This is a genomic window from Vibrio sp. YT-16 (assembly GCF_033337405.1).
GTDB lineage: Bacteria > Pseudomonadota > Gammaproteobacteria > Enterobacterales > Vibrionaceae > Vibrio > Vibrio alginolyticus.
Genome location: NZ_JAWOQQ010000002.1, coordinates 147,181 through 166,417, shown reverse-complemented (window position 1 = coordinate 166,417; position 19,237 = coordinate 147,181). Strand labels below are relative to the sequence as shown.

18 protein-coding genes are annotated in these 19,237 nt (G+C 43.4%); 7 read left to right on the top strand and 11 right to left on the bottom strand.

Translation table 11 applies throughout. From position 1 onward, the window contains the following. Positions 1-42 precede the first annotated feature (42 nt). The 3 genes from R7F07_RS04180 to R7F07_RS04170 form a co-directional block, all read right to left on the bottom strand. A complete protein-coding gene (locus R7F07_RS04180) occupies positions 43-360 on the bottom strand; it encodes a GIY-YIG nuclease family protein (RefSeq protein ID WP_005373593.1) in 318 nt (105 codons plus the stop codon). Then, positions 357-1,007, bottom strand: a complete 651-nt coding sequence (locus R7F07_RS04175) for a YceH family protein (RefSeq protein WP_053349266.1) — start codon at positions 1,005-1,007, stop codon at positions 357-359. The genes R7F07_RS04180 and R7F07_RS04175 overlap by 4 nt, the downstream gene beginning before the upstream one ends. A gap of 165 nt (positions 1,008-1,172) precedes the next feature. Then, complete coding sequence (locus R7F07_RS04170) at positions 1,173-1,376, bottom strand: hypothetical protein (protein WP_031777159.1); 204 nt, start codon at positions 1,374-1,376, stop codon at positions 1,173-1,175. Positions 1,377-1,617: 241 nt separating this feature from the next. Here R7F07_RS04170 and R7F07_RS04165 point away from each other — a divergent pair, with 241 nt between their 5' ends. After that, positions 1,618-1,932 (top strand): DUF496 family protein, encoded by a 315-nt coding sequence (locus R7F07_RS04165; RefSeq protein WP_005373603.1) that lies wholly within the window; start codon positions 1,618-1,620, stop codon positions 1,930-1,932. Between the two features lie 121 nt (positions 1,933-2,053). Next, positions 2,054-3,397: an MATE family efflux transporter gene (locus tag R7F07_RS04160; RefSeq protein WP_025767935.1), complete on the top strand. Its 1,344-nt coding sequence runs from the start codon at positions 2,054-2,056 to the stop codon at positions 3,395-3,397. Between the two features lie 68 nt (positions 3,398-3,465). Here R7F07_RS04160 and R7F07_RS04155 read toward each other — a convergent pair whose 3' ends face one another. Continuing rightward, a complete protein-coding gene (locus R7F07_RS04155; protein ID WP_171342614.1) occupies positions 3,466-6,102 on the bottom strand; it encodes an ATP-binding protein in 2,637 nt (878 codons plus the stop codon). 615 nt (positions 6,103-6,717) lie between these two features. On the opposite strand from R7F07_RS04155, the gene R7F07_RS04150 reads away from it, so the two are divergent. Together R7F07_RS04150 and R7F07_RS04145 are read left to right on the top strand one after the other, a co-directional pair. Continuing rightward, entirely contained in the window at positions 6,718-8,151 is a 1,434-nt protein-coding gene (locus tag R7F07_RS04150) for a glyceraldehyde-3-phosphate dehydrogenase (RefSeq protein ID WP_005373606.1), read from the top strand. Positions 8,152-8,391: 240 nt separating this feature from the next. Continuing rightward, positions 8,392-8,613, top strand: a complete 222-nt coding sequence (locus R7F07_RS04145; protein WP_005373607.1) for a hypothetical protein — start codon at positions 8,392-8,394, stop codon at positions 8,611-8,613. Positions 8,614-8,738: 125 nt separating this feature from the next. On the opposite strand, the gene R7F07_RS04140 is transcribed toward R7F07_RS04145, so the two are convergent. From R7F07_RS04140 to R7F07_RS04125, 4 genes are all read right to left on the bottom strand, one after another. Next, positions 8,739-9,068 carry a hypothetical protein gene (locus R7F07_RS04140; protein WP_005373609.1) on the bottom strand — a complete coding sequence of 110 codons (330 nt, stop codon included), beginning with the start codon at positions 9,066-9,068 and terminating at the stop codon, positions 8,739-8,741. A gap of 329 nt (positions 9,069-9,397) precedes the next feature. Further along, positions 9,398-10,012 carry a LysE family translocator gene (locus R7F07_RS04135; protein WP_005373611.1) on the bottom strand — a complete coding sequence of 205 codons (615 nt, stop codon included), beginning with the start codon at positions 10,010-10,012 and terminating at the stop codon, positions 9,398-9,400. 109 nt (positions 10,013-10,121) lie between these two features. Further along, the gene (locus R7F07_RS04130; RefSeq protein WP_017819875.1) at positions 10,122-11,036 is read right to left on the bottom strand and encodes a LysR family transcriptional regulator; all 915 of its coding nucleotides are present in this window, start codon (positions 11,034-11,036) and stop codon (positions 10,122-10,124) included. Between the two features lie 40 nt (positions 11,037-11,076). Continuing rightward, positions 11,077-11,532 carry an Lrp/AsnC family transcriptional regulator gene (locus tag R7F07_RS04125; RefSeq protein WP_005373615.1) on the bottom strand — a complete coding sequence of 152 codons (456 nt, stop codon included), beginning with the start codon at positions 11,530-11,532 and terminating at the stop codon, positions 11,077-11,079. Positions 11,533-11,859: 327 nt separating this feature from the next. On the opposite strand from R7F07_RS04125, the gene yjeH reads away from it, so the two are divergent. Then, positions 11,860-13,122, top strand: a complete 1,263-nt coding sequence (gene yjeH, locus R7F07_RS04120) for an L-methionine/branched-chain amino acid transporter (RefSeq protein ID WP_017635168.1) — start codon at positions 11,860-11,862, stop codon at positions 13,120-13,122. On the opposite strand, the gene R7F07_RS04115 is transcribed toward yjeH, so the two are convergent. Then, positions 13,123-14,568, bottom strand: a complete 1,446-nt coding sequence (locus tag R7F07_RS04115) for a PLP-dependent aminotransferase family protein (protein ID WP_054574585.1) — start codon at positions 14,566-14,568, stop codon at positions 13,123-13,125. Between the two features lie 100 nt (positions 14,569-14,668). On the opposite strand from R7F07_RS04115, the gene R7F07_RS04110 reads away from it, so the two are divergent. Then, the gene (locus R7F07_RS04110) at positions 14,669-15,325 is read left to right on the top strand and encodes a pyridoxamine 5'-phosphate oxidase family protein (RefSeq protein ID WP_005373620.1); all 657 of its coding nucleotides are present in this window, start codon (positions 14,669-14,671) and stop codon (positions 15,323-15,325) included. On the opposite strand, the gene R7F07_RS04105 is transcribed toward R7F07_RS04110, so the two are convergent. Both R7F07_RS04105 and R7F07_RS04100 read right to left on the bottom strand, forming a co-directional pair. Next, positions 15,306-16,628 (bottom strand): ATP-binding protein, encoded by a 1,323-nt coding sequence (locus R7F07_RS04105; RefSeq protein WP_171342615.1) that lies wholly within the window; start codon positions 16,626-16,628, stop codon positions 15,306-15,308. The genes R7F07_RS04110 and R7F07_RS04105 overlap by 20 nt on opposite strands. A gap of 3 nt (positions 16,629-16,631) precedes the next feature. Beyond that, complete coding sequence (locus R7F07_RS04100; protein WP_171342616.1) at positions 16,632-17,324, bottom strand: response regulator transcription factor; 693 nt, start codon at positions 17,322-17,324, stop codon at positions 16,632-16,634. A gap of 366 nt (positions 17,325-17,690) precedes the next feature. On the opposite strand from R7F07_RS04100, the gene R7F07_RS04095 reads away from it, so the two are divergent. Next, positions 17,691-19,232, top strand: coding sequence for a hypothetical protein (locus tag R7F07_RS04095; protein ID WP_170890189.1), 1,542 nt, complete (start codon positions 17,691-17,693; stop codon positions 19,230-19,232). Positions 19,233-19,237 lie beyond the last annotated feature (5 nt).

Sequence of the window (19,237 nt, the reverse complement as noted above, 5' to 3'; positions counted from 1 at the left end):
GACATAGGCGGTTTCCGTGTATCTTTGCGTAGCAAGGGCTTATCAGAGTGCCACTATCTCTAACATCATTTGTTGATGTTCGTCGACGACAATATTTGCTTTTGACATAACGAGCAGCTCTTTTTTCGCTTTAGTTAGTTGCTTAATATAGTACTCTGCTCGCATGGCAAGCGTCTTTGAGTCAAAATCCGATGACCATTCCAATACCAAAGGGCCTTTTCCCTTCAAAGCTTTCGCTCCTTTTCCGGTTTGGTGCTGATTGAATCTTCGTTCAACATCATTGGTAACACCACAATACAACGCGTTGCGGTTATTTCGTATCAGGTAGACACTCCAACGCTGCGTTGTATTTTCCATCATGAAAGCAGTGACTCAACCTTAGCTTTTAATTCATCCAGCTCTTCTTTCAGCTGAGCGACTTCGAGCTCTAGCTGACTTACTCGATCGGAGCTCGATCTTGCAGCAGACACAGGCGCTGCAAGTTCGGACGCATCAACATCACCACAGAACAAATGCATATAACGCGACTCCCGCTTACCAGCCTCACGTGGTAATTTGACCACTAATGGTCCTTTCTCTTCGCTTGCTAAATGCTCAAGGACCGTTTCCACTTCTTTTACATCATGAAATGTCGCGAGACGATTAGTACGAGTACGAATTTCCCCAGGTGTTTGAGCACCGCGCAAAAGCATACAGCATACAATGCCTTTCTCCTGCTCTGTCAGCTTTAAATCACCAAATTCCGTATTACAGAAACGGTGTTGATACTTGCTGACGCGGCTGTTGAACGCACTTTCGTCACTGACGAGCCTGCGCTCAATAAGAGCATCAACGGCATCGAGAACGTCTGACTCAGAGAGTGACATCACGGGATCACGGTTGCTTTTTTGATTACACGCGTTGGTTAATGCGTTTAGGCTGAGGGGGTAAAGATCTGGGGTAGTGACTTCTTTTTCGATCAAGCAACCAATAACTCGTGCTTCAATTGCCGTTAGCTCAACTTTCATAATGCATTTCCTTATTATTTTTGCATTTGACTTTGTACCTAAATCGCTTCGAAATCATACTCCATAAATTCACACAGCAGTGCAAGAAGCGTTAGCGGTTCAGGTGTTGGTGTCAGGCTAAAGCATAGCGTAAGACCTGACACCCCTTACGAATAGGGTCAGGTATCAATGCTCCGAGAGAATCGGCACTCTCGTCAAATTGCCATCTTGGTCGACCATCATTATTTTTGAACGATTAAGCTCAACTTCGATGATTTCGAGTTGCTCACGGGCGTTGATATACGCCGTTTTTAACTTTTCAGCCACAGAGCGAGTGACTTGCTCATTATCTTGACTATTTACTTGCTCCGCAGTGTTACCAGAGTCCATATCAAGTTCATCATTTTGCATTCAATGGTGTTGATAATATAGTGAAGGCCACGTTATGACAATTAATCGATGGATTCTACGATGTTGGCCAAAACTCGAAGAAAGCAGCACGATTATATGGACACAGCGCAATTGGTTGAGAAATGTTCAACTCTGCATTGCTATTGATCTAAAGACTGTTATGCCACTGGATGTTGTGCTTTAATCGAGGAAGATATTCATAAAATTAGGAAAGAGAACTATGAGTAGCGTATTTGAAATCGTTAACCAAGCTCGTCGTAAAAACAAACTAAAACGTGAGCTTCTTGATAACGAGAAGAAAGTTCGTGATAACCGTAAACGTGTTGATCTTCTAGAAAACCTTCTAGACTACATCAAACCAGAAATGACTCACGATGAAATCGTCGCAATCATCAAAAATATGAAAGCAGACTATGAAGATCGTGTTGATGACCACATCATTAAAAGCGCTGAGATCTCTAAAGCACGTCGTGACATCAGCCGTCGCATTCGTGAGCTGACTGAAGAAGACAAGCAAACTAGCGGCAAAAAATAAACGCGTAAGCTAGATTTTCGAACCCCGAGCAAGAATATCTTCCTCGGGGTTTATTTTTGTCTCTAAACTAACCGCCGTGTACAATCAATCTAACTCTTATTCCTAACGCATTCAGCTTTCTATGTCTTCAACTACGACAAGTACACAACCAACGCTTGCAAAACAATTATTTACGATGACCTGGCCAATGCTTTTTGGCGTTCTGTCTTTAATGAGCTTTCAGCTTGTGGATAGCGCGTTTATCGGTCAGCTCGGCGTTTTACCGTTAGCCGCTCAAGGTTTCACTCTGCCTTTGCAAATGGTCATTATCGGCATTCAAGTCGGTCTAGGGATCGCAACGACAGCGGTCATTTCTAAAGCTCTTGGGGCGAATGAAAGTCGGTATGCCAAACAACTTGGCGGATTAGTATTGATGATCGGCTCAATTGGTGTCGCTATTTTTGGCGGGCTAATTTGGCTTTTGCGCTACCCCATTTTAGCTCTATTAAGCGCTCCAGAATCTGTTATGCCGATAATCGACAGTTACTGGCCTTGGTGGTTATTAAGCTCATGGACTGGTGCGGTTTTGTATTTTTATTACAGTATCTGCCGAGCTAATGGCAATACAATGTTACCTGGCACAATGATGATGATAACCAGCGGCGTGAACCTTGTGCTCGACCCGCTATTTATTTTCACGTTTGACTTGGGTATTAACGGAGCGGCAATAGCAACCATCGTCGCTTTTGGGTTTGGTATTTTAGTCGTCGCTCCTCGCGTGAAAAAGAATCACTGGGCAACGACACAATGGCAAGATCTTAACGTAGCCAAAAGTGTTGCATCTATCGGTAACATTATGGGCCCTGCGATGATTAGCCAACTGCTGCCACCGTTGTCTTCCATGCTAGCAACAAAATTATTGGCAAGCTTTGGAACCGCAGCAGTCGCCGCTTGGGCGCTTGGTTCACGCTATGAGTTCTTTGCTATCGTTTCGGTCTTGGCGCTGACAATGTCTATGCCTCCAATGGTTGGACGCTTACTTGGAGCAAAGAACTATGAAGATATCCAAAGGCTCGTCAGTATTGCCGTAAAATTCATTCTAGGTTTCCAACTTTTGATTGCTGCCATTACATTTGCCGTCGCAAATCCACTCGCATTATTGATGACAAGTGATGTGCAAGTGGAGCAAGTCTTGGAAATGCATTTACTGATAGTGCCGATCAGTTTGGGTTCATTAGGGGTTTGTATGCTAATGGTTTCTCTTTGTAATGCATTAGGCAAATCTTACACCGCGCTCACTATTTCAGCGCTGCGCTTGTTTGTCTTTTTCCTACCGTGCTTGTGGGTTGGCGCTCAAATGGATGGAATCCGAGGTTTACTCTTAGGCGCTTGTATCGGCAACCTGTTAGCTGGTGTTTCCGCATACCTAACCTATCGCCAAACCATACGCAAACTCGCAGGCGCTCAAGCCAACGCACAACAATGAATAATCAGAACTAAGCCCCTGAAGTGGGGCTTTATCGTTTTGAGGCCTTGTCTAAGTTGAAATGTTAGCTAGGCGAGTTTTAATTCACTAAAGAGCTCAAATAACTGGTTCGATTTATACGGCTTAGGTAAATAAGCATCCATGCCTGCCGCAAAACAGTTGTGGATGTCTTCTTCCAAAACACTCGCAGTGAGTGCGATAATCATCGTTTTTTCACGTCCTGCTTTCTTTTCCCAACGACGAATTTCTTTCGTCGCGGTCAGTCCATCCATCACGGGCATCATGCAGTCCATTAAAATTGCATCGAATTCTTCTCCCTTTGTGATGGCTTCTAACGCTTCTTGACCGTTGCTTGTTATCAAATAGTCATAACCTGCTTTATCCAGAAAAAAACTCGCTATTTTCTGGTTCATCAAATTATCCTCCGCAATTAAGATCCTCCGATGAGAGCGCGACGCTCGATATTCAGAGCTGACAACATTATTGGTGACATTGTCACTTGATATAGTCTTTTCAACCTTAGCTAAATCATCAATGACATGCTTAAATCGATTGCCAAGGAAAGGTAATGTGAGTACGGCATGTACTTTTTCTGCATTTTCGTAGGGAGTGGATAAATGATGCTGGCAAATAATCACACGGCGAAGATCGTAATTAAATGATAGATTATCCAAGATTTCATCGGTATTAGCGTCGTCACTGTGGCACAGAAATATGACATCAAAGTCATCATTTATCGCTTGCACTTCATTCACATTATCAACACCAAAGAGATTGATTTTCGCTAAGCGACACTCTTTTAATACTTGGTCGGCGTAGTCGTAATTTGAGCAGATCAAAAGCCCTTTATTAATCACCTCCGAACGCCAGCCAAACACCGGAATTGCTTCAACCTCAATCGAGAATTCAAAGCATGTGCCCACTCCTTTTGTAGATGTTGCTACGAGCTTGCCCCCCATCATCGACACAAGCTGACAACAAATTGCCAAACCCAACCCTGTACCGCCAAATTGCCTCGACACTCCTTCATCTTCCTGAGTAAAGGGTTCAAAAATCGTGGTTAACTTATCTTGATCAATGCCTATTCCGGTATCTTCTACTTTAAACGTCAGCACTCCACGTTCTTTCTCAAGTAATTCCTCATAACTAACATCAACGCATACATGCCCACTTTCGGTAAACTTAACCGCATTCGATACCAGATTCGTAACTACCTGTTTGACACGATGATCATCGACCATCACGCGAATGGGGATATTTTCAGCTAAATTAATACCTAACTTTAGCTGTTTAGATGTTGCTTTGGATTGGAATAAAATCACCGACTGATACACGACTTCTCGGATATCCGCTTCTACTAGTGACAGCTCCAATCGTCCAGACTCGATTTTAGAGAGATCCAATATATCGTTAAGTAAAGTAAGCAGTGTTTGAGATGAGGAGTCAATGTCATCAACAACTTCTTGTTGATGCGAAGACAACTCACTTTGAGAGAGTATTTCTGTCATGCCCATGATCCCGTTAAGGGGCGTGCGTATTTCATGTGACATGTTGGCAAGAAACACAGATTTTGCACGATTAGCCGATACTGCTGACTCTTTTGCATGCAGTATTTCTTCAGTTTGTCTCTGCATTTCTTCAACCACTCGATTCACTTGCTGAGCAAAAATGGTCAGTTCATCACTTCCATCAACTTTGACTTTTGTTTGCTTCTCTTCGGAGTTGATCAACGCGTTTAAAGTATGAATGATCGCATCGAGTTTGCTGTTAACTCGGAACCAAGTACTAAATCCGAGCCAACAAAGCAGGATAACCACTAAGGCGACGCCAAAACTGATCATCGCTATATTGGCCTTTTGTTCATGAACCTGCGTGAGAAGCGACTGCTCAGTTTGTTTGGTGAACCCATCAATGAGCACTTGTAAGCGCTGCACACGAAAATCGAGTTCTTTTAAATACGCGGCGTAGTCACTTTGTGACATGTCTCCTGACATTAATTGTCCGCGAGACGCTAAGTTTCTCTGATATCTCGGCGAAGTAAACAAGCCAAGCAATTTATCCACTTGCTCGTATGACCCACCTAAGTTTAAAAACGCATCCAAATTTTGCTGCTGTCGGTCAATCGCCTGATAAAACATACTTTGACTTAGCCGACTCTCAGGGTCTTGGACTAAACGGTTCGTCAGCCAAGCTTCTTTCTGTGTCCAAAAAGAGAGCTGAGCAAGGTAGGCAATAAAATTTTGCATGCGAATGCCATCGTCACTGCCATACCATTGATGATTTTGCAACAAAGAGCGCGACATATTTTGGAGCTGTTGAAATGCCCAATCACCCAGGTCGTCCATCTCACTCAATCTACCTGACAATACCCCCAGCATGGCTTCTTTCAGTTCATCAGCATACTCAGCAGTATTAGGGTTACTCACAAACTTTTGATGCAAAGAAGAAATAACTTCACCTTGTTCTTCAATATTAATGGCTGCAGAGACTTGAAGATCAGGCTGTCGGCGTACTTTCTCTATGGAGTAAATAAAGTGGGAGGCCTTGGATATCAATTGGAAACCTTGAATATTGCTAACCGTTTGATTGAGACGGCTCACGCGCAACGCATTATCAGAAAACTGCTGAACTGCAAACACCACTATTACCACAGCGGGTAATAGTGCGAGGAGTGCTAAGCGTGTTTTTATTGATAATCTCAACATCCATCAGCCTAATGGTTGATTTCATCCGTTTATTTAATATTAGACTAGTTTCTTGCATTGAAAGGCATATACGACATTGTTACTTTCAAACAACATTCACCTACTTAGATTATGGTTATTGTGAGTGTTTTATCATCGGCTAATGAAGTGGCAATTGTGATTCAAGTCATATTTTTTGATCTTAAAGTTGGATGCAAACAATAAAGTTTCACTCACAACTAAGAGTCGCATCACTTTTCAGGAAATCATCTATTGTATGTTTACCTATTGAGTTGCCTTATCGAGTCAAATCACACAAAAATGCAAAATATCCATTTTTGTCAACAAAACTAATTTGAAAGCAAACGTTATCATCGCAAAAAAAGTAAGTTACTTTCTAAATGTCAATACGTGAAAACCACTGCTTTAGTCACATTAATCCACCACTAACGTCCCCTTAAGTAGTGTTTTACACTGGATTTAATTTTCCTAGCAGAATAAGGACTCCGACCTTAGAATCCGCACACATAACTATTACAACCCGATTACATAACCCACCACACTCTTGCACGCTGCCGAAGAGGCAACAGCAGAGAGTATGGTTAGCCCCCAAAACGTGAAAGGTCTAATACAACAATGAGTCCAGAGAAATATCTCCAAGACTGGCAAACTAGCCAAACGATTGCTGAATCTATTTCCCCTCTAATTGGTAAGCTATATCGTCAAAAAGGAATCGAAGTGGTTCTGTTTGGTAAAACGCTTATTAATGCTACTACTATAGACATTCTCAAAACTCATCGCGTTGCAAGACGTTATACCGGTAACCCACTTTCGCTTGAGCACACGATGCCTATTATTCAAGCGCTTTGTGAAATGAGCATTTCTTCATGCCGTGTCGATGTTGGCCAATTGGCAACTATGTACTGGAATGAACATGACGATACAAGCTCTCTAAACGATTTCCTTATCACTGCACTTGATGGTGCTCGCGACGCAGATTCTTCATTGAAAGCGCGTGATGTGGTTCTTTACGGGTTCGGTCGCATTGGTCGACTACTTACTCGCCTTCTCATTGAGAAAAGTGGTCCAGGTTACCCACTAAGACTACGTGCGATTGTGGTTCGTGGCGGTAAAAAAGGCGATTTGGAGAAGCGTGCTAGCTTGCTGCGTCGTGACTCAGTTCACGGTCAGTTCAACGGTAGTATTGTTATCGATGAAGAGCGTAAAGCACTGATCGTTAACGGCAACTACATCCAAATCATCTACGCAAATAACCCAAGCGAAGTGGATTACTCAGCTTTCGGTATCAATAACGCGCTAGTTGTTGATAACACAGGTGTTTGGCGTGATTCTGAAGGCCTGAGCCAACACTTAGCGTGTCAAGGCGCAGAGAAAGTACTGCTAACAGCACCAGGTAAAGGTGACATCAAAAACGTTGTATTCGGTGTAAATGAGTCGGTAATTAAAGAAGATGACACCATCATCTCTGCGGCAAGCTGTACAACAAATGCAATCACGCCAGTCCTTAAGGCTCTGAACGATAAATATGGTGTTCTTTCTGGCCATATTGAAACCGTGCACTCATACACAAACGACCAAAATTTGATTGACAACTTCCACTCTGGTGACCGTCGCGGACGTAGTGCTTCGCTAAACATGGTTCTGACTTCAACAGGTGCGGCAAAAGCAGTTGCTAAAGCATTGCCAGAGCTTGCAGGCAAGCTAACAGGCAACGCGATTCGCGTACCGACACCAAACGTTTCTATGGCAGTCGCTAATCTAAACTTAGGTGAAGACGTAGACCGTGATTCACTGAACGATTACTTGCGTGAAATGGCGTTGAACTCTGAGCTTTCGGCACAGATTGACTACACCGATTCAACAGAAATTGTATCAACTGACTTAGTTGGTTCTCGTCATGCAGGCGTCGTAGATGGTCAAGCGACTATCGCACAAGACAAGCGTTGTGTACTTTACATCTGGTACGACAACGAATTCGGTTACAGCTGCCAAGTTGTGCACTGTATGGAACAAATGATGGGTGTTCGTTACCAAACATTCCCTCGATAGGTGAACATTGCTCCACAACGTTAACCACACAGCGTAGCGGACAATATCTCATATTTGTTCTAAATAATAAGCGCCATGCGCATTACTAATATTTTTCCCCGTTTATACGCCTGATCACCCTCAGGCGTTTTTTCGTTTCATTCATTTGACACTCTCCGGACAAACTGAACGTCAGCATTCATGTTTTGTTCATGTTCACAGCATTAATCTGAGCACATAAATTACAGAGAGGTCATGATTATGAATCGGATTATTGTAACTGCACTAGCACTGATTACCGGCTTTTTTACGTTAGTATTTAGCTTGATCATTGCGATTCCGTTGACCATCGCAGCATTAATTACCGGTAAACGTATTGAAAAGCGCGTCAAGAAAATGCAGAGAGAAATGCACGAAGAGTATGAGTTTAATACAGGTAAAGCAGATGCGATTGAAGGTGAATTTGAAGAGGTTCGCCGGTAAGTAAATAAGATTTAGATGAGTTTCTCTCCCCCGACCGCTCCTGAGAAACTTCTTGCTTTCACCCTGTCCTTAAAATGGCAGGGTGCTTTTTTGAAAAGCACAATATTGAATAAGCACCTAGCGGTTTATTGCTTTATCTTTTTGTTGTAGGAGGCTGTGTAACCAGCCTCCCATAAATCACCATCGACACCAGAGTATGGGTTGGATTCTTTCGGAGCGCCGCTTAGGCAAGCATCTTTGCCTTCCTTCTTAATTTCATCGATGTGATTTAAAACAAAGTCAAAGTGTTTAGGATCAGCCTTTTGTAGTAACCCGTACAAAAGGCCAAAGCCAAGCATCGTAAATACAAACAGTTCAAAAAACACCCAAATGCTCTTTGTTGAAAAGAATATCCAGGCAACGCTGCAAACACTGGTCAAAATTACTACTGGAGCTAAATCTACTATTCTTTGCATATTGCTCTCACCTTCTAAACGGTCATGAAGTCTCTACCCCTTTCATAGGGTAAGTAAGAGGAAAGTCCGTTTTTATCCAATAAAGCACTCTCGACTTAATATGCGACACTGTTAGTATTAACGTTAAGTGGCTATCGTTCTCATTATAACAATGCGTTGGAAAGTAGCTTTCACAGCAAATGAGAATATGAACCAAAGTAACACTATTGATAATATTAATTTTAGCAACATTTAGCGTCAGAATTACGTAAATTGTGTAAGGGTTACTGAGAGTAGACAAAAAAGCAGCCACACGGGCTGCTTTTAGTATTTCTGTCTTGCGAGCTTGTCTATACCGTTACGACCACTCTAAGAGCCAGCAGCATGAGTACTACTCCTGACAAACGATCAATCAACACTGCCTTAGAGCGAATTCTGTCAACGACTTTAGAGCTCGATAGCACTAGGGTAATAAAGGTGTACCAAAGCCCATCCACAACAAACGGCGTGGCAACAATGATCATCTGATTACTCAAATCATTACCGAGCGCGACAAACTGACTGAATAATGCGATAAAAAACAAAGCAATTTTGGGACTTAAAATCGAGATAAAAAAGCCTTCTCGCGCAGACTGGATTACCGTTGTTTCCTCACCTGACTCCAACTTCGCAGCCACACCACCTTTTGAACGCAAAGCATTAAACCCTAAATACGCAAGATATGCCGCACCCACAAGGCTAATCGTCTTGAACAGCATCGGGCTTTGCTGCAAAACAACAGCGAGCCCAATCAAGGTAATAAACGCATATATACCAATGCCAAACGCATGAGCCCAAGCCGTAGCTAATCCATTGATACGTCCACCAGCCAACGAGTGCTTAGCGACAATAGCTAAACTGGGACCTGGTGACATAGCCCCTAATAAACACACGGTAAAAAGTGATAACCAAACTGTTAGTGTCATAAGAATCTCCCCTCTTTGACGCTCACTCTATCAACGGAAGAGGTATAATTAGAAATCAAAGTTATTCATACTAATCATGACTTCAAGTCATGGCTAAACGGTGTACGTATTAGCGAATGGAATATTCAGAGATTTGCATTACTGAGCGAATCTCTTCTCGCACCCATTTATGCGCAGGATCCGTGTCGTATTTGGGGTGCCACATTAACCAATATTGATGAATAGGTGTTTCGAGTGGTAATGCTTTATGGGTTAAGTCCCAATGCTTAGCGAGGTTAACGGCAATATGTTCAGGAGCCACCATCAGGTGCTCACTTGCAACTAAGCGATTGATCGCAGCAGAGAAGAATGGAACCTTAAAGGTAACGTGGCGGGTGTGCCCTAGCTCTTTCAATGCTAAATCAGTGTAGGAATCTTTGTCTCCGCCGCCAGTCACTTTGATGTGTGAATATGAAATCAAGTCTTCAATACTGATCTGGTCCTGCTTTGCTAACGGATGAGAAGATTTCATCAAACAAACTGATGAATCCTCACCAATTTTAACGCTCGACACACTCTGTGGTTTTTCTGGATACATAGAAGACGCGATATGGATGCCCGTCTCATGAAGTTTATCAAGAAAGTTGGGTTGCCACAGTCGGTACGCCATATCTAACTGTGGCGCTTGTTCACCCAAGTGAGAGGCAATATCGGGCAATACGTATTGCGCCACGTAGTCACTAGAAGCAATAACAAGCTCACCTTGCCACTGCCGCGGCTCAAAAGGTTGGTCATCGAGTAAATGGTCAAACTCAGCCAGTAATGCATCAAGCTTTGATTTTAACGCTATTGCTCGTGGCGTTGGTATCAGTTGATTACCTTGACGAATAAGCAGTGGGTCACCACACAGATCGCGCAATTGTGCAAGCTGTCGACTGACGGCAGACTGCGTAATGTGCAAACGGTCTGCGGTCCGGCTGACATGACACTCCTCTAAAAGTACATGCAAGGATCTAAGTAGATTCAAATTAATGTTGTTTAACATATTCGCTCAGAAGGGTTTTCAACATGGCATCCATTCATGGTCACTTCACAAACAGGTTCCCAGTCGTGTTAAAGAATTCAGCTAAGACGGTATGAGTCATCAGGTTTCGAAGCTCTGGATATCGTTGAATTTGATCTCTGATTTCGTTCAAGCGAGCCATCGTAGGCACTTCGACAAAAACCATCATGTCCGTCTCACCGCTGATCGCATGACACCATTTTACGCCATCAATTTTGTATAACTCGTCCGCGTATGATTCGCAATAATACGTAGAGGTTGATTTATCGAACTTTAAGGCAAAATAGGCGCAAATCGAATCCCCACCCGAAGGTGCAATTTCAGCGTGATACCCTAGAATCACTTTGTCATGCTCTAGCTTACGAATACGGGCCGTTACCGCAGAACGAGAAAGGTTTACTTTATCCGCAATTTCAGTCACCGACAGCCGAGCGTTGTGCCTGAGCAGATCCACAATCTTATGATCAAACTTGTCCATACCGTTACCAAGCTTTCCTTATTTTTCTCATTCTATACCGATTCTAACTGCATAAGAAACCAACATTTTGTTGGAATTATTTAAAACAACCGTCATATTGACGGTTTAGTAAATCATTTTGTTATTAACATTTTGGATATGCTATTTGGCGGGCATGAGATGAGTGCTGTTATCCATTTCAACAGAAAATAGATAACACATTGAAATCAAATTCCCAACTTAAGTACTCAGCACATAAATAGCATCGCTTAAACACATAAAACGAAATAACCAGAAGCCACAAGCTTTTTCGTAATAAGCCTCATAACATTGGATGAATCAATTCGCATGGAAGAGCTCAAAAAAGACATTTCACTCACATCAGGTATCGCACAGTTATCCACCACATTAATGGGAACTGGGCTGTTTATGATCCCGGCTATCGCAGCAGGTATAGCTGGCCATTTTTCACTATGGGCTTGGATTTTATTGTTCATCGCGATTTGTCCTATTGCGCTGACTTTTGCTCAACTGGGTAAACGATACCCCAACGCGGGCGGAACAGCCTTTTTTGTACGCAAAGCCTTTAACGCCAAGCTGGAAAGTAGTGTCGCTTGGCTATTTGTTAGTGTCATTCCGGTAGGGGTTCCGGCCGCGATTGCACTCGCCGCAGGCTTTCTACAACAAATATTGCCAGAGCCTATTAGCAACAATCTGTTTGCACAAGTTCTCACGGTAGTACTTCTTGTGTTCGTCAACTTGATGGGCACAAAATCATCAGGTCATTTACAAACTCTTATTGCTTTGAGTGTCTTCGCACTTGTTGGCGCATTTTTATGGAAAGGCGACGTTAATAGCGCCGATCTTGTGATGCCCGCCATCACACAAGAGTCAATTTGGCCTATTACCGCAGCGTTAGGCGTGATGTTCTGGTGTTTTGTTGGCATAGAGGCTTTTGCCCATATGGGGGAAGAGTTCAAAAACCCTCAAAGAGATTTCCCTATTGCCATTGTGGTCGGTTGTTTTGTAGCAGGGGCTACCTATTGGGCATGCTCTGTCGTTATTTTAAAATTTGGCGCGTATGGTAACGCTCAATTTGATAACGCATCCATCCCCTGGCTTAGTGCCCAACTACTAGGCGATGGAGCCAAATGGATAATCAGCTTGATAGGTTTCTCCGCTTGTTTCGCGAGCGTTAACTTATACACACAGAGCCTAGCGCGAATGGTCTGGGCTCAAGCTCGGGAACATCGTCCTTCTAGTCCACTAGCCAAGATTTCGCGTCGTGGTGTCCCTTTCTCAGCCACCATATTAGTTGGCGGTATATTATTGATATCTTGTGTGATAGGAACCCTATCACAGCTCGATCTGGAGTTTTTCCTAAAACTCGCAAACAGTGTATTCGTTCTGGTTTACATGTTGGCGATGTTAGCCGCTTTTAAATTGCTTCGAGGATTTGGTAAAACACTTGCGGGACTGTCCCTACTGCTTTGTACCGGTGTTTTTATATGTTTAGGCTGGTCAATGTTTTATGCACTTGGCATTTTTACTCTACTTTTACTGCCTTGGAAACAGTGGCGACATAAGCGACAAACACGTGTAGTTGAATAGTCATCGCTTCCCATTTCGAAATATGTGAGCTAAACGTTGGATACCAGCGTCTATGTTCTCTAACGCGATATTGCCGTAACCAAGCACGGCACCATGCCAGTGACGTGCTTGAAAATCTGGGTGTTCATAATAGCTCAAAGGTCGCAAGATGATCCCTTCATGCTCTGCTAGTTTTATAAAACGCTGCTCATCCATACCGTCTTGCCATTTCAACGTAACATGAAGCCCCGCCGCTTGGCTAACGACGCAAACACGGTCGCCAAAATGCTGTTGAATGGATACATGCATCTGTTCATGCTTAGTTTTGTACAGTCGACGCATTTTTCGAATATGACGTAATAACCCACCTTCAGTAATAAAGTCTGCCAATGCTTCTTGTGTATGCGTCGGCGAATCACCACTTAACGCATCCTTAACCACTAAGCATTGCTCTACTGAACGTTCAGGAACTACAAGGTAGCCAAGCCGCAATCCGTTAAACATCACTTTACTGAAGGAACCCACATACAACACACGATCATCTCGACCCATTTGAGCTGCTAGCCCCTGTAAGCTGGTATAGGGACGATGAGCAAACTGAAATTCGCTGTCATAATCATCCTCGATGATCCAACTTGATTGTTCGACCGCCCAGTTGATGATCTTTCCTCTTTGCTCGGTATTGAGTGTGGTACCCATCGGATATTGATTACTTGGTGTAATATACAGCGCATCGGCATCGCTTGAGGTCACCGCTTCCACATCAAAACCTAATTTCTCTGTTACGAACAAAGGCTCAAATTGATAGTTTTGGAACTGAATCAACTTCCGCATTTGCGCGTAACCTGGTTGCTCCATCAGAACCTTATCACCTTGTTTGAGCACTACCATCGTCGCAATCGACAACGCTTGCTGCGCCCCAGAGGTAATAATAATGCGCTCTGGAGAACAATTCACTGAACGGCTTGATGCGAGGTAGCCAGCTAAAGCACAGCGCAATGCCCAACTACCCTGAATATCTTGATTCCCCAACAAGCAAGTACGAGACATATGGCGAGTGAGTAACTTTTGCCATTGCGCCATCGGAAATGCGTCCAAATCCGGCACACCCGGTGCAAATGCGCGGTTGATATCAAAGTGAGCTTTCGGTGATGAGTCTCTCTGAACTGAACTAGGTTCAGGCAAGTACTGCTCTGGCAGTTCTACGGCAACATAAAAGCCAGAACCTTTTTGGCTGTTCAAGTACCCTTCCGCCACTAACTGTTCGTAGGCAGAAATCACGGTATTCCTACTTAGATTAAGCTCTTGTGAAAGCTTCCGCGTAGAAGGCAGCTTCCCATTCTTCACCCACAGTCCTTGAACAATTTTCTTGCGAATAGCCAAAAACAACGCTTGCTGACGCGTTCCTTCACTGTCTTTTAAATGTAGGTCACCGATATCAATCAAAGACAAACTGGATCCATCCATTAGTTAAAACTGGCTCTCTTTAAGCTACCAGTTAAACGCTACATTGCAATCAAAGAATGAGGATAAATCGCTCGTAATCGTGAGCAAGCAAGGAGAGAAAATGCTATCCAACACCAATAGAACGGAAATTAAGAAAGGCGCACATAAAGCCGTCTCTGATGTTAGCAAACTGCACGCCATCATAGATGAAAGCCTAATCGCTCATATTGCGATAACCAACGAGTCAGGCCCTGTGGTCATCCCTATGCTGGCATGGCGTGTCGATGATTACGTGTATATCCATGGTGCCAACAACAGTCGACTATTACGCTCACTCAAACAAGGAGTGCAAACGTGCTTAACCTTTACTTTGTTTGATGGTTGGGTATTGGCTCGAAGTGCGTTTCACCACAGTGCGCATTATCGCAGTGTTGTGGTCTTTGGCCAGTTTGAGATGGTGGAAGATAACCAAGAGAAAGACAGGTTGCTGAATCACTTTATTGAACAGATCGCTCCGGGGAGAACAGAACAAGTCCGTTTGAGTAATGAAAAAGAACTCAAAGCCACCATGCTGCTGCGTATTCCACTCCTAGAAGCATCAGTGAAAATCAGCAATTTTGGCGTCAACGACGATGCGGAAGACATGGACATCCCTGTTTGGGCAGGTGTCCTACCCTACCGAACCGTCGTAGGTCCGCTGCAAGCTTGTGACGATTTGTATGAAGGTATCGCAGAGCCAGACTACCGCAGTGCCTACTCTAACCGTTGGCAGGAATAAGCACCGTAAAACGTGCGCCGCCTAAGTGACTCTCGCCGACAGAAAGCTCCCACCCCAGTTGCCGCGCTGCACTGGTAGCGATGGCAAGCCCTAAACCAAAGCCTTTCATGTCGGCGTTGCGGCTTTTGTCTAAGCGCGAAAATGGTATAAATACTTCTTCTCGCATCGCCTCAGGGATGCCCGGACCATCGTCCTCAATATCGATGCTCCAGCAATCCGCTACCGTTCGAATCGTCACCTCAACGCAGGATTCACCGTAACGCTTGGCGTTTTGCAGTAAATTATCGAGGACGAGGTTACCCAAAGTAGGCTGAAAGTGAATCAATTGGTTCGCGAGTTCATTTTCTGCTCTCAACATGGCGGACTCTAAGCCTAGGTAATTCATGCGGCTTTTACACCAAAGTGGCAGTTCCATGGTTTCAACAGAATCGATCCATGAGTGGTTTTTCACACTCAAGCGAGACAGCATGACGATGTCGGATGTTAAATCCGTCACTACATCAACGTATCGTTCAATATCGTCATGTAACTCTGCCTGCATTTCACCACTCGTGCGTCGAGCTAAATCCGTCGCTAGCTGAATACGACTCAGCGGAGTGCGCACTTCATGAGGAATAGCTTGAGTAAAGATGTGTGTTTGGCGCACTCGTCTCTCAATCTCTTCAGACATGCAGTTGAAGCCTTGGGCGAGCTCTTTCACGGGTTGCGAAAATTGCTTTAGCTCGACTCGCGTATTCAACTCACCAGAACCAAATTGTTGTTGCGCAGCCGTTAGTTGCCGAATTTGGCGGTCAAGACGTCGTACAGGTATGTAAACCATAATGCCTAAACTGCATACAACAACCAAAAGTAGAGTAAGTATAAATACAATCTCAGAATCTTCATTCCAATCAACGTGTGGGCTAAAGAAATCCGTTTTTTCTTTGAAAACTAAACTCTTCGAAGTGTTAGGCAAAGGGAATACCGCAGCATAGGTACTGCCATCAATAAGATAAACAGGTATCCCTTGCATACGGTACAGCAGATTACAATCTCGACAAGGCGGTGATCCATCCCAGTTTTCAACCAATGTTAAATCAAAGATAAAGAAATCTTGCTTGCCGTTTTCGGTTAACTTCTTGTAGAGAGAATCCGGAGTGCCTCGTTGCTCAATGTATTGATCGACAAAATAAGCACCATCGTTCAAAAAAACACCGACTTCTGTTTTGCGCATGTACTCTTCCCCTATAAAGAGAAACAAAGCAACTGTCAGCGCAAGGCCGGTTACTAACCCCACATATAGACGAGTAAACAGGGAAAACACGCGTCATTTACCTGTCAGCATGTAGCCGTGGTGACGTATGGTTTTAATGGTAGCCGTATGGATATGAGCCTTGGAGAATTTCTTCCTTAGCGAGGATATACGCATATCAATCGAACGATCAGTAATGCAGTATTCAATGCCTCGGGCAAGACGACAACATGATTCACGAGATACTGGCTTATCGACATTCAGCATCAGGAGCTCTAAAATTTCAAACTCAGAACTCGTTAAACCAATATCTTTTTGCAAATAAAATGCTTGGGAGCGACGAAGACAAAGACTAATGCCATATCGACTCAGCTTTTCTTCTTCAACGATATCAACTTGACGACAATAGCGACGCAACGCTGCTTCAATACGGGCGAGAAGGATATTGCCTTTTATCGGTTTGGTAAGGTAATCATCAGCACCGAACTTAAATAAGCTCACCTCGCTCATTTCATCATCGGTCGCAGTCAAAACAATGATAACACCATGATAAAACTTACGCGCCTCTTGGCATATTTCTGCGCCATTCTTTCCTGGTAACATCAAATCTAACAGCACTAGGTCAGGCTTGAGTCCCCTAATCGTTTCTAATGCATTTTGACCGTTATCGATGACAGTTACCGTATACCCCTCGGCTTCGAGGTACATTTTGGTTAATCGAGCAATCTCAGAGTCGTCTTCTATCAGTAAGATTGTATTACCCACCATGAATCATTTACTCCACCAATATGATGGAGGGAGTATATCGCTCGTCCTATACTGCGCAACCTACTTAAATGATAATTTTAATAAAACGCAGGCTTACATACGCTTACAAACCATACATATACGATAATCCTAATCATTCTATACCCCTAAAGCCATGCAATAACCTGAGGTTTTATTCATTATCAGAATATAGCTTCACATAGAAAATAAAATTCGGAATAAAAATCCACTATGTTTTTAAATATATCGAATAATAGGTCTTACCAAAAAACAATATCAACATATATGACTTAGTTTGCTTATATAGACAGGACTTTATGTTGCTTCTAAGTTTCTTGCTCTAATAAAGTCTACGAGTAACATGAAATGAGATATTCCAAATCAACGCCTTTAGCCATATTTTGCGCGATAAGTCTAACTGCTTGTGGCGGCAGTGAATCTAATTCGAAACCATCGACAACGACACCTCCAACACCACCAATGCCAACATTGAGCACTGTCACAATCCCAACTGTCGTTTCTACAGAGTTTCCAGCCAAGTTAAAAGTGGCTGCTGATGCTGGCTTCACCCACTATGTGAAAATCTCCCTTTCCGAAGCAAACAACAACGATACATTTCACATTGTGGCTGTTGATGACGGTGCGAATAATGAAAAAATCTTTCGTGCAGCCAAAATCATCCAACACCTTCTCACAAACCAACCAGACTCTAAGTACGGTGCTGACAAGTCTCGTATCGCTAAGACATTAGCCGAGCGTGATGCCACACTAATGCTGACCGAAAACGATGAACAGAATGATGAGATGTTAACCAAAATCTTTATCAACGAACTGATTCGCCAAGATAAATTGAACGATGCAGTTACAAACTCGGGCTTAGCACACTCTTTTGATACGAGTTCTCTAGAAAAGTTTGTTGTAAGCATGATCGTACTTAACGAAGATGATATGGATACACTTGTCACATCTATCGCGTCAACATTAGTAACTAGTAAAGAAACACCAAACTGGCTAAGGAATAGCCAATCTTTAATGTATCGAGAACTGACAGTTGAAGGCGATTGCCATTACATGAGTAATTTTGCCGATTACTGCGCCAATCTTGGTAAAAAAGCCGAACGAGACGCCGCTTTTGAAGAAATTTTACACTTGGTCCAAGCGCAAGGTATTGCACCTAACACGGCGACTGCGGCACTGCAAAATGACATTCAAGCTCATGCGTTAAGCATCTATAACGATATTCAATCGGGCAAACCGACAGTGTGGCGCCCTACTCAGTATGACTGGGACGATTGGAAATCGGACGACTTCGATCCTGAAAGTGTGAAACAAACGGGCCCTTCATATTCTCACGAATATTTTGCTGCCGCTTTTGAAGCGTACATGGGCGTAGCAAAAGCAAACGGACATGGTTTAGATGGCTACCAAGCGTTAACGCGTGAAGAAATGCAAACCCAAGATCCACAAGCCGTTGATTGGATCAGTGGCTTATTCCACGGATACTTGCAATATACCGCGAATATCGACTCTGCGGGCGTCAAGCTCTACACAGAAAAGACAAATCCAGGCACAGTACCTACGTTCCGTATGGCTCCCAACAAAGACGGTTTGATAGAAGCGTACACCTACAAATCTCAGTGGCTAACAAAAGTGAAGATCATTGGCGACGACGCGATGAATGTGATCGGTAATGATCAAAACAATACTTTTGAAGGCAACAGCAAAGACAACAGCATTTATGGTGAAGGCGGTATCAACACCTATATCGTGCCACACAAACTGGCGGAATGTACTGTTATCAAAGCAAAGAGCGTTTCTGTTGAGTGCCCAAATACAGGCACTGACGAGTTGTACGACATTCAGAACATCCAATTCACCGACCAAACCCTAGATGTAACCAAGCTATAAACAAT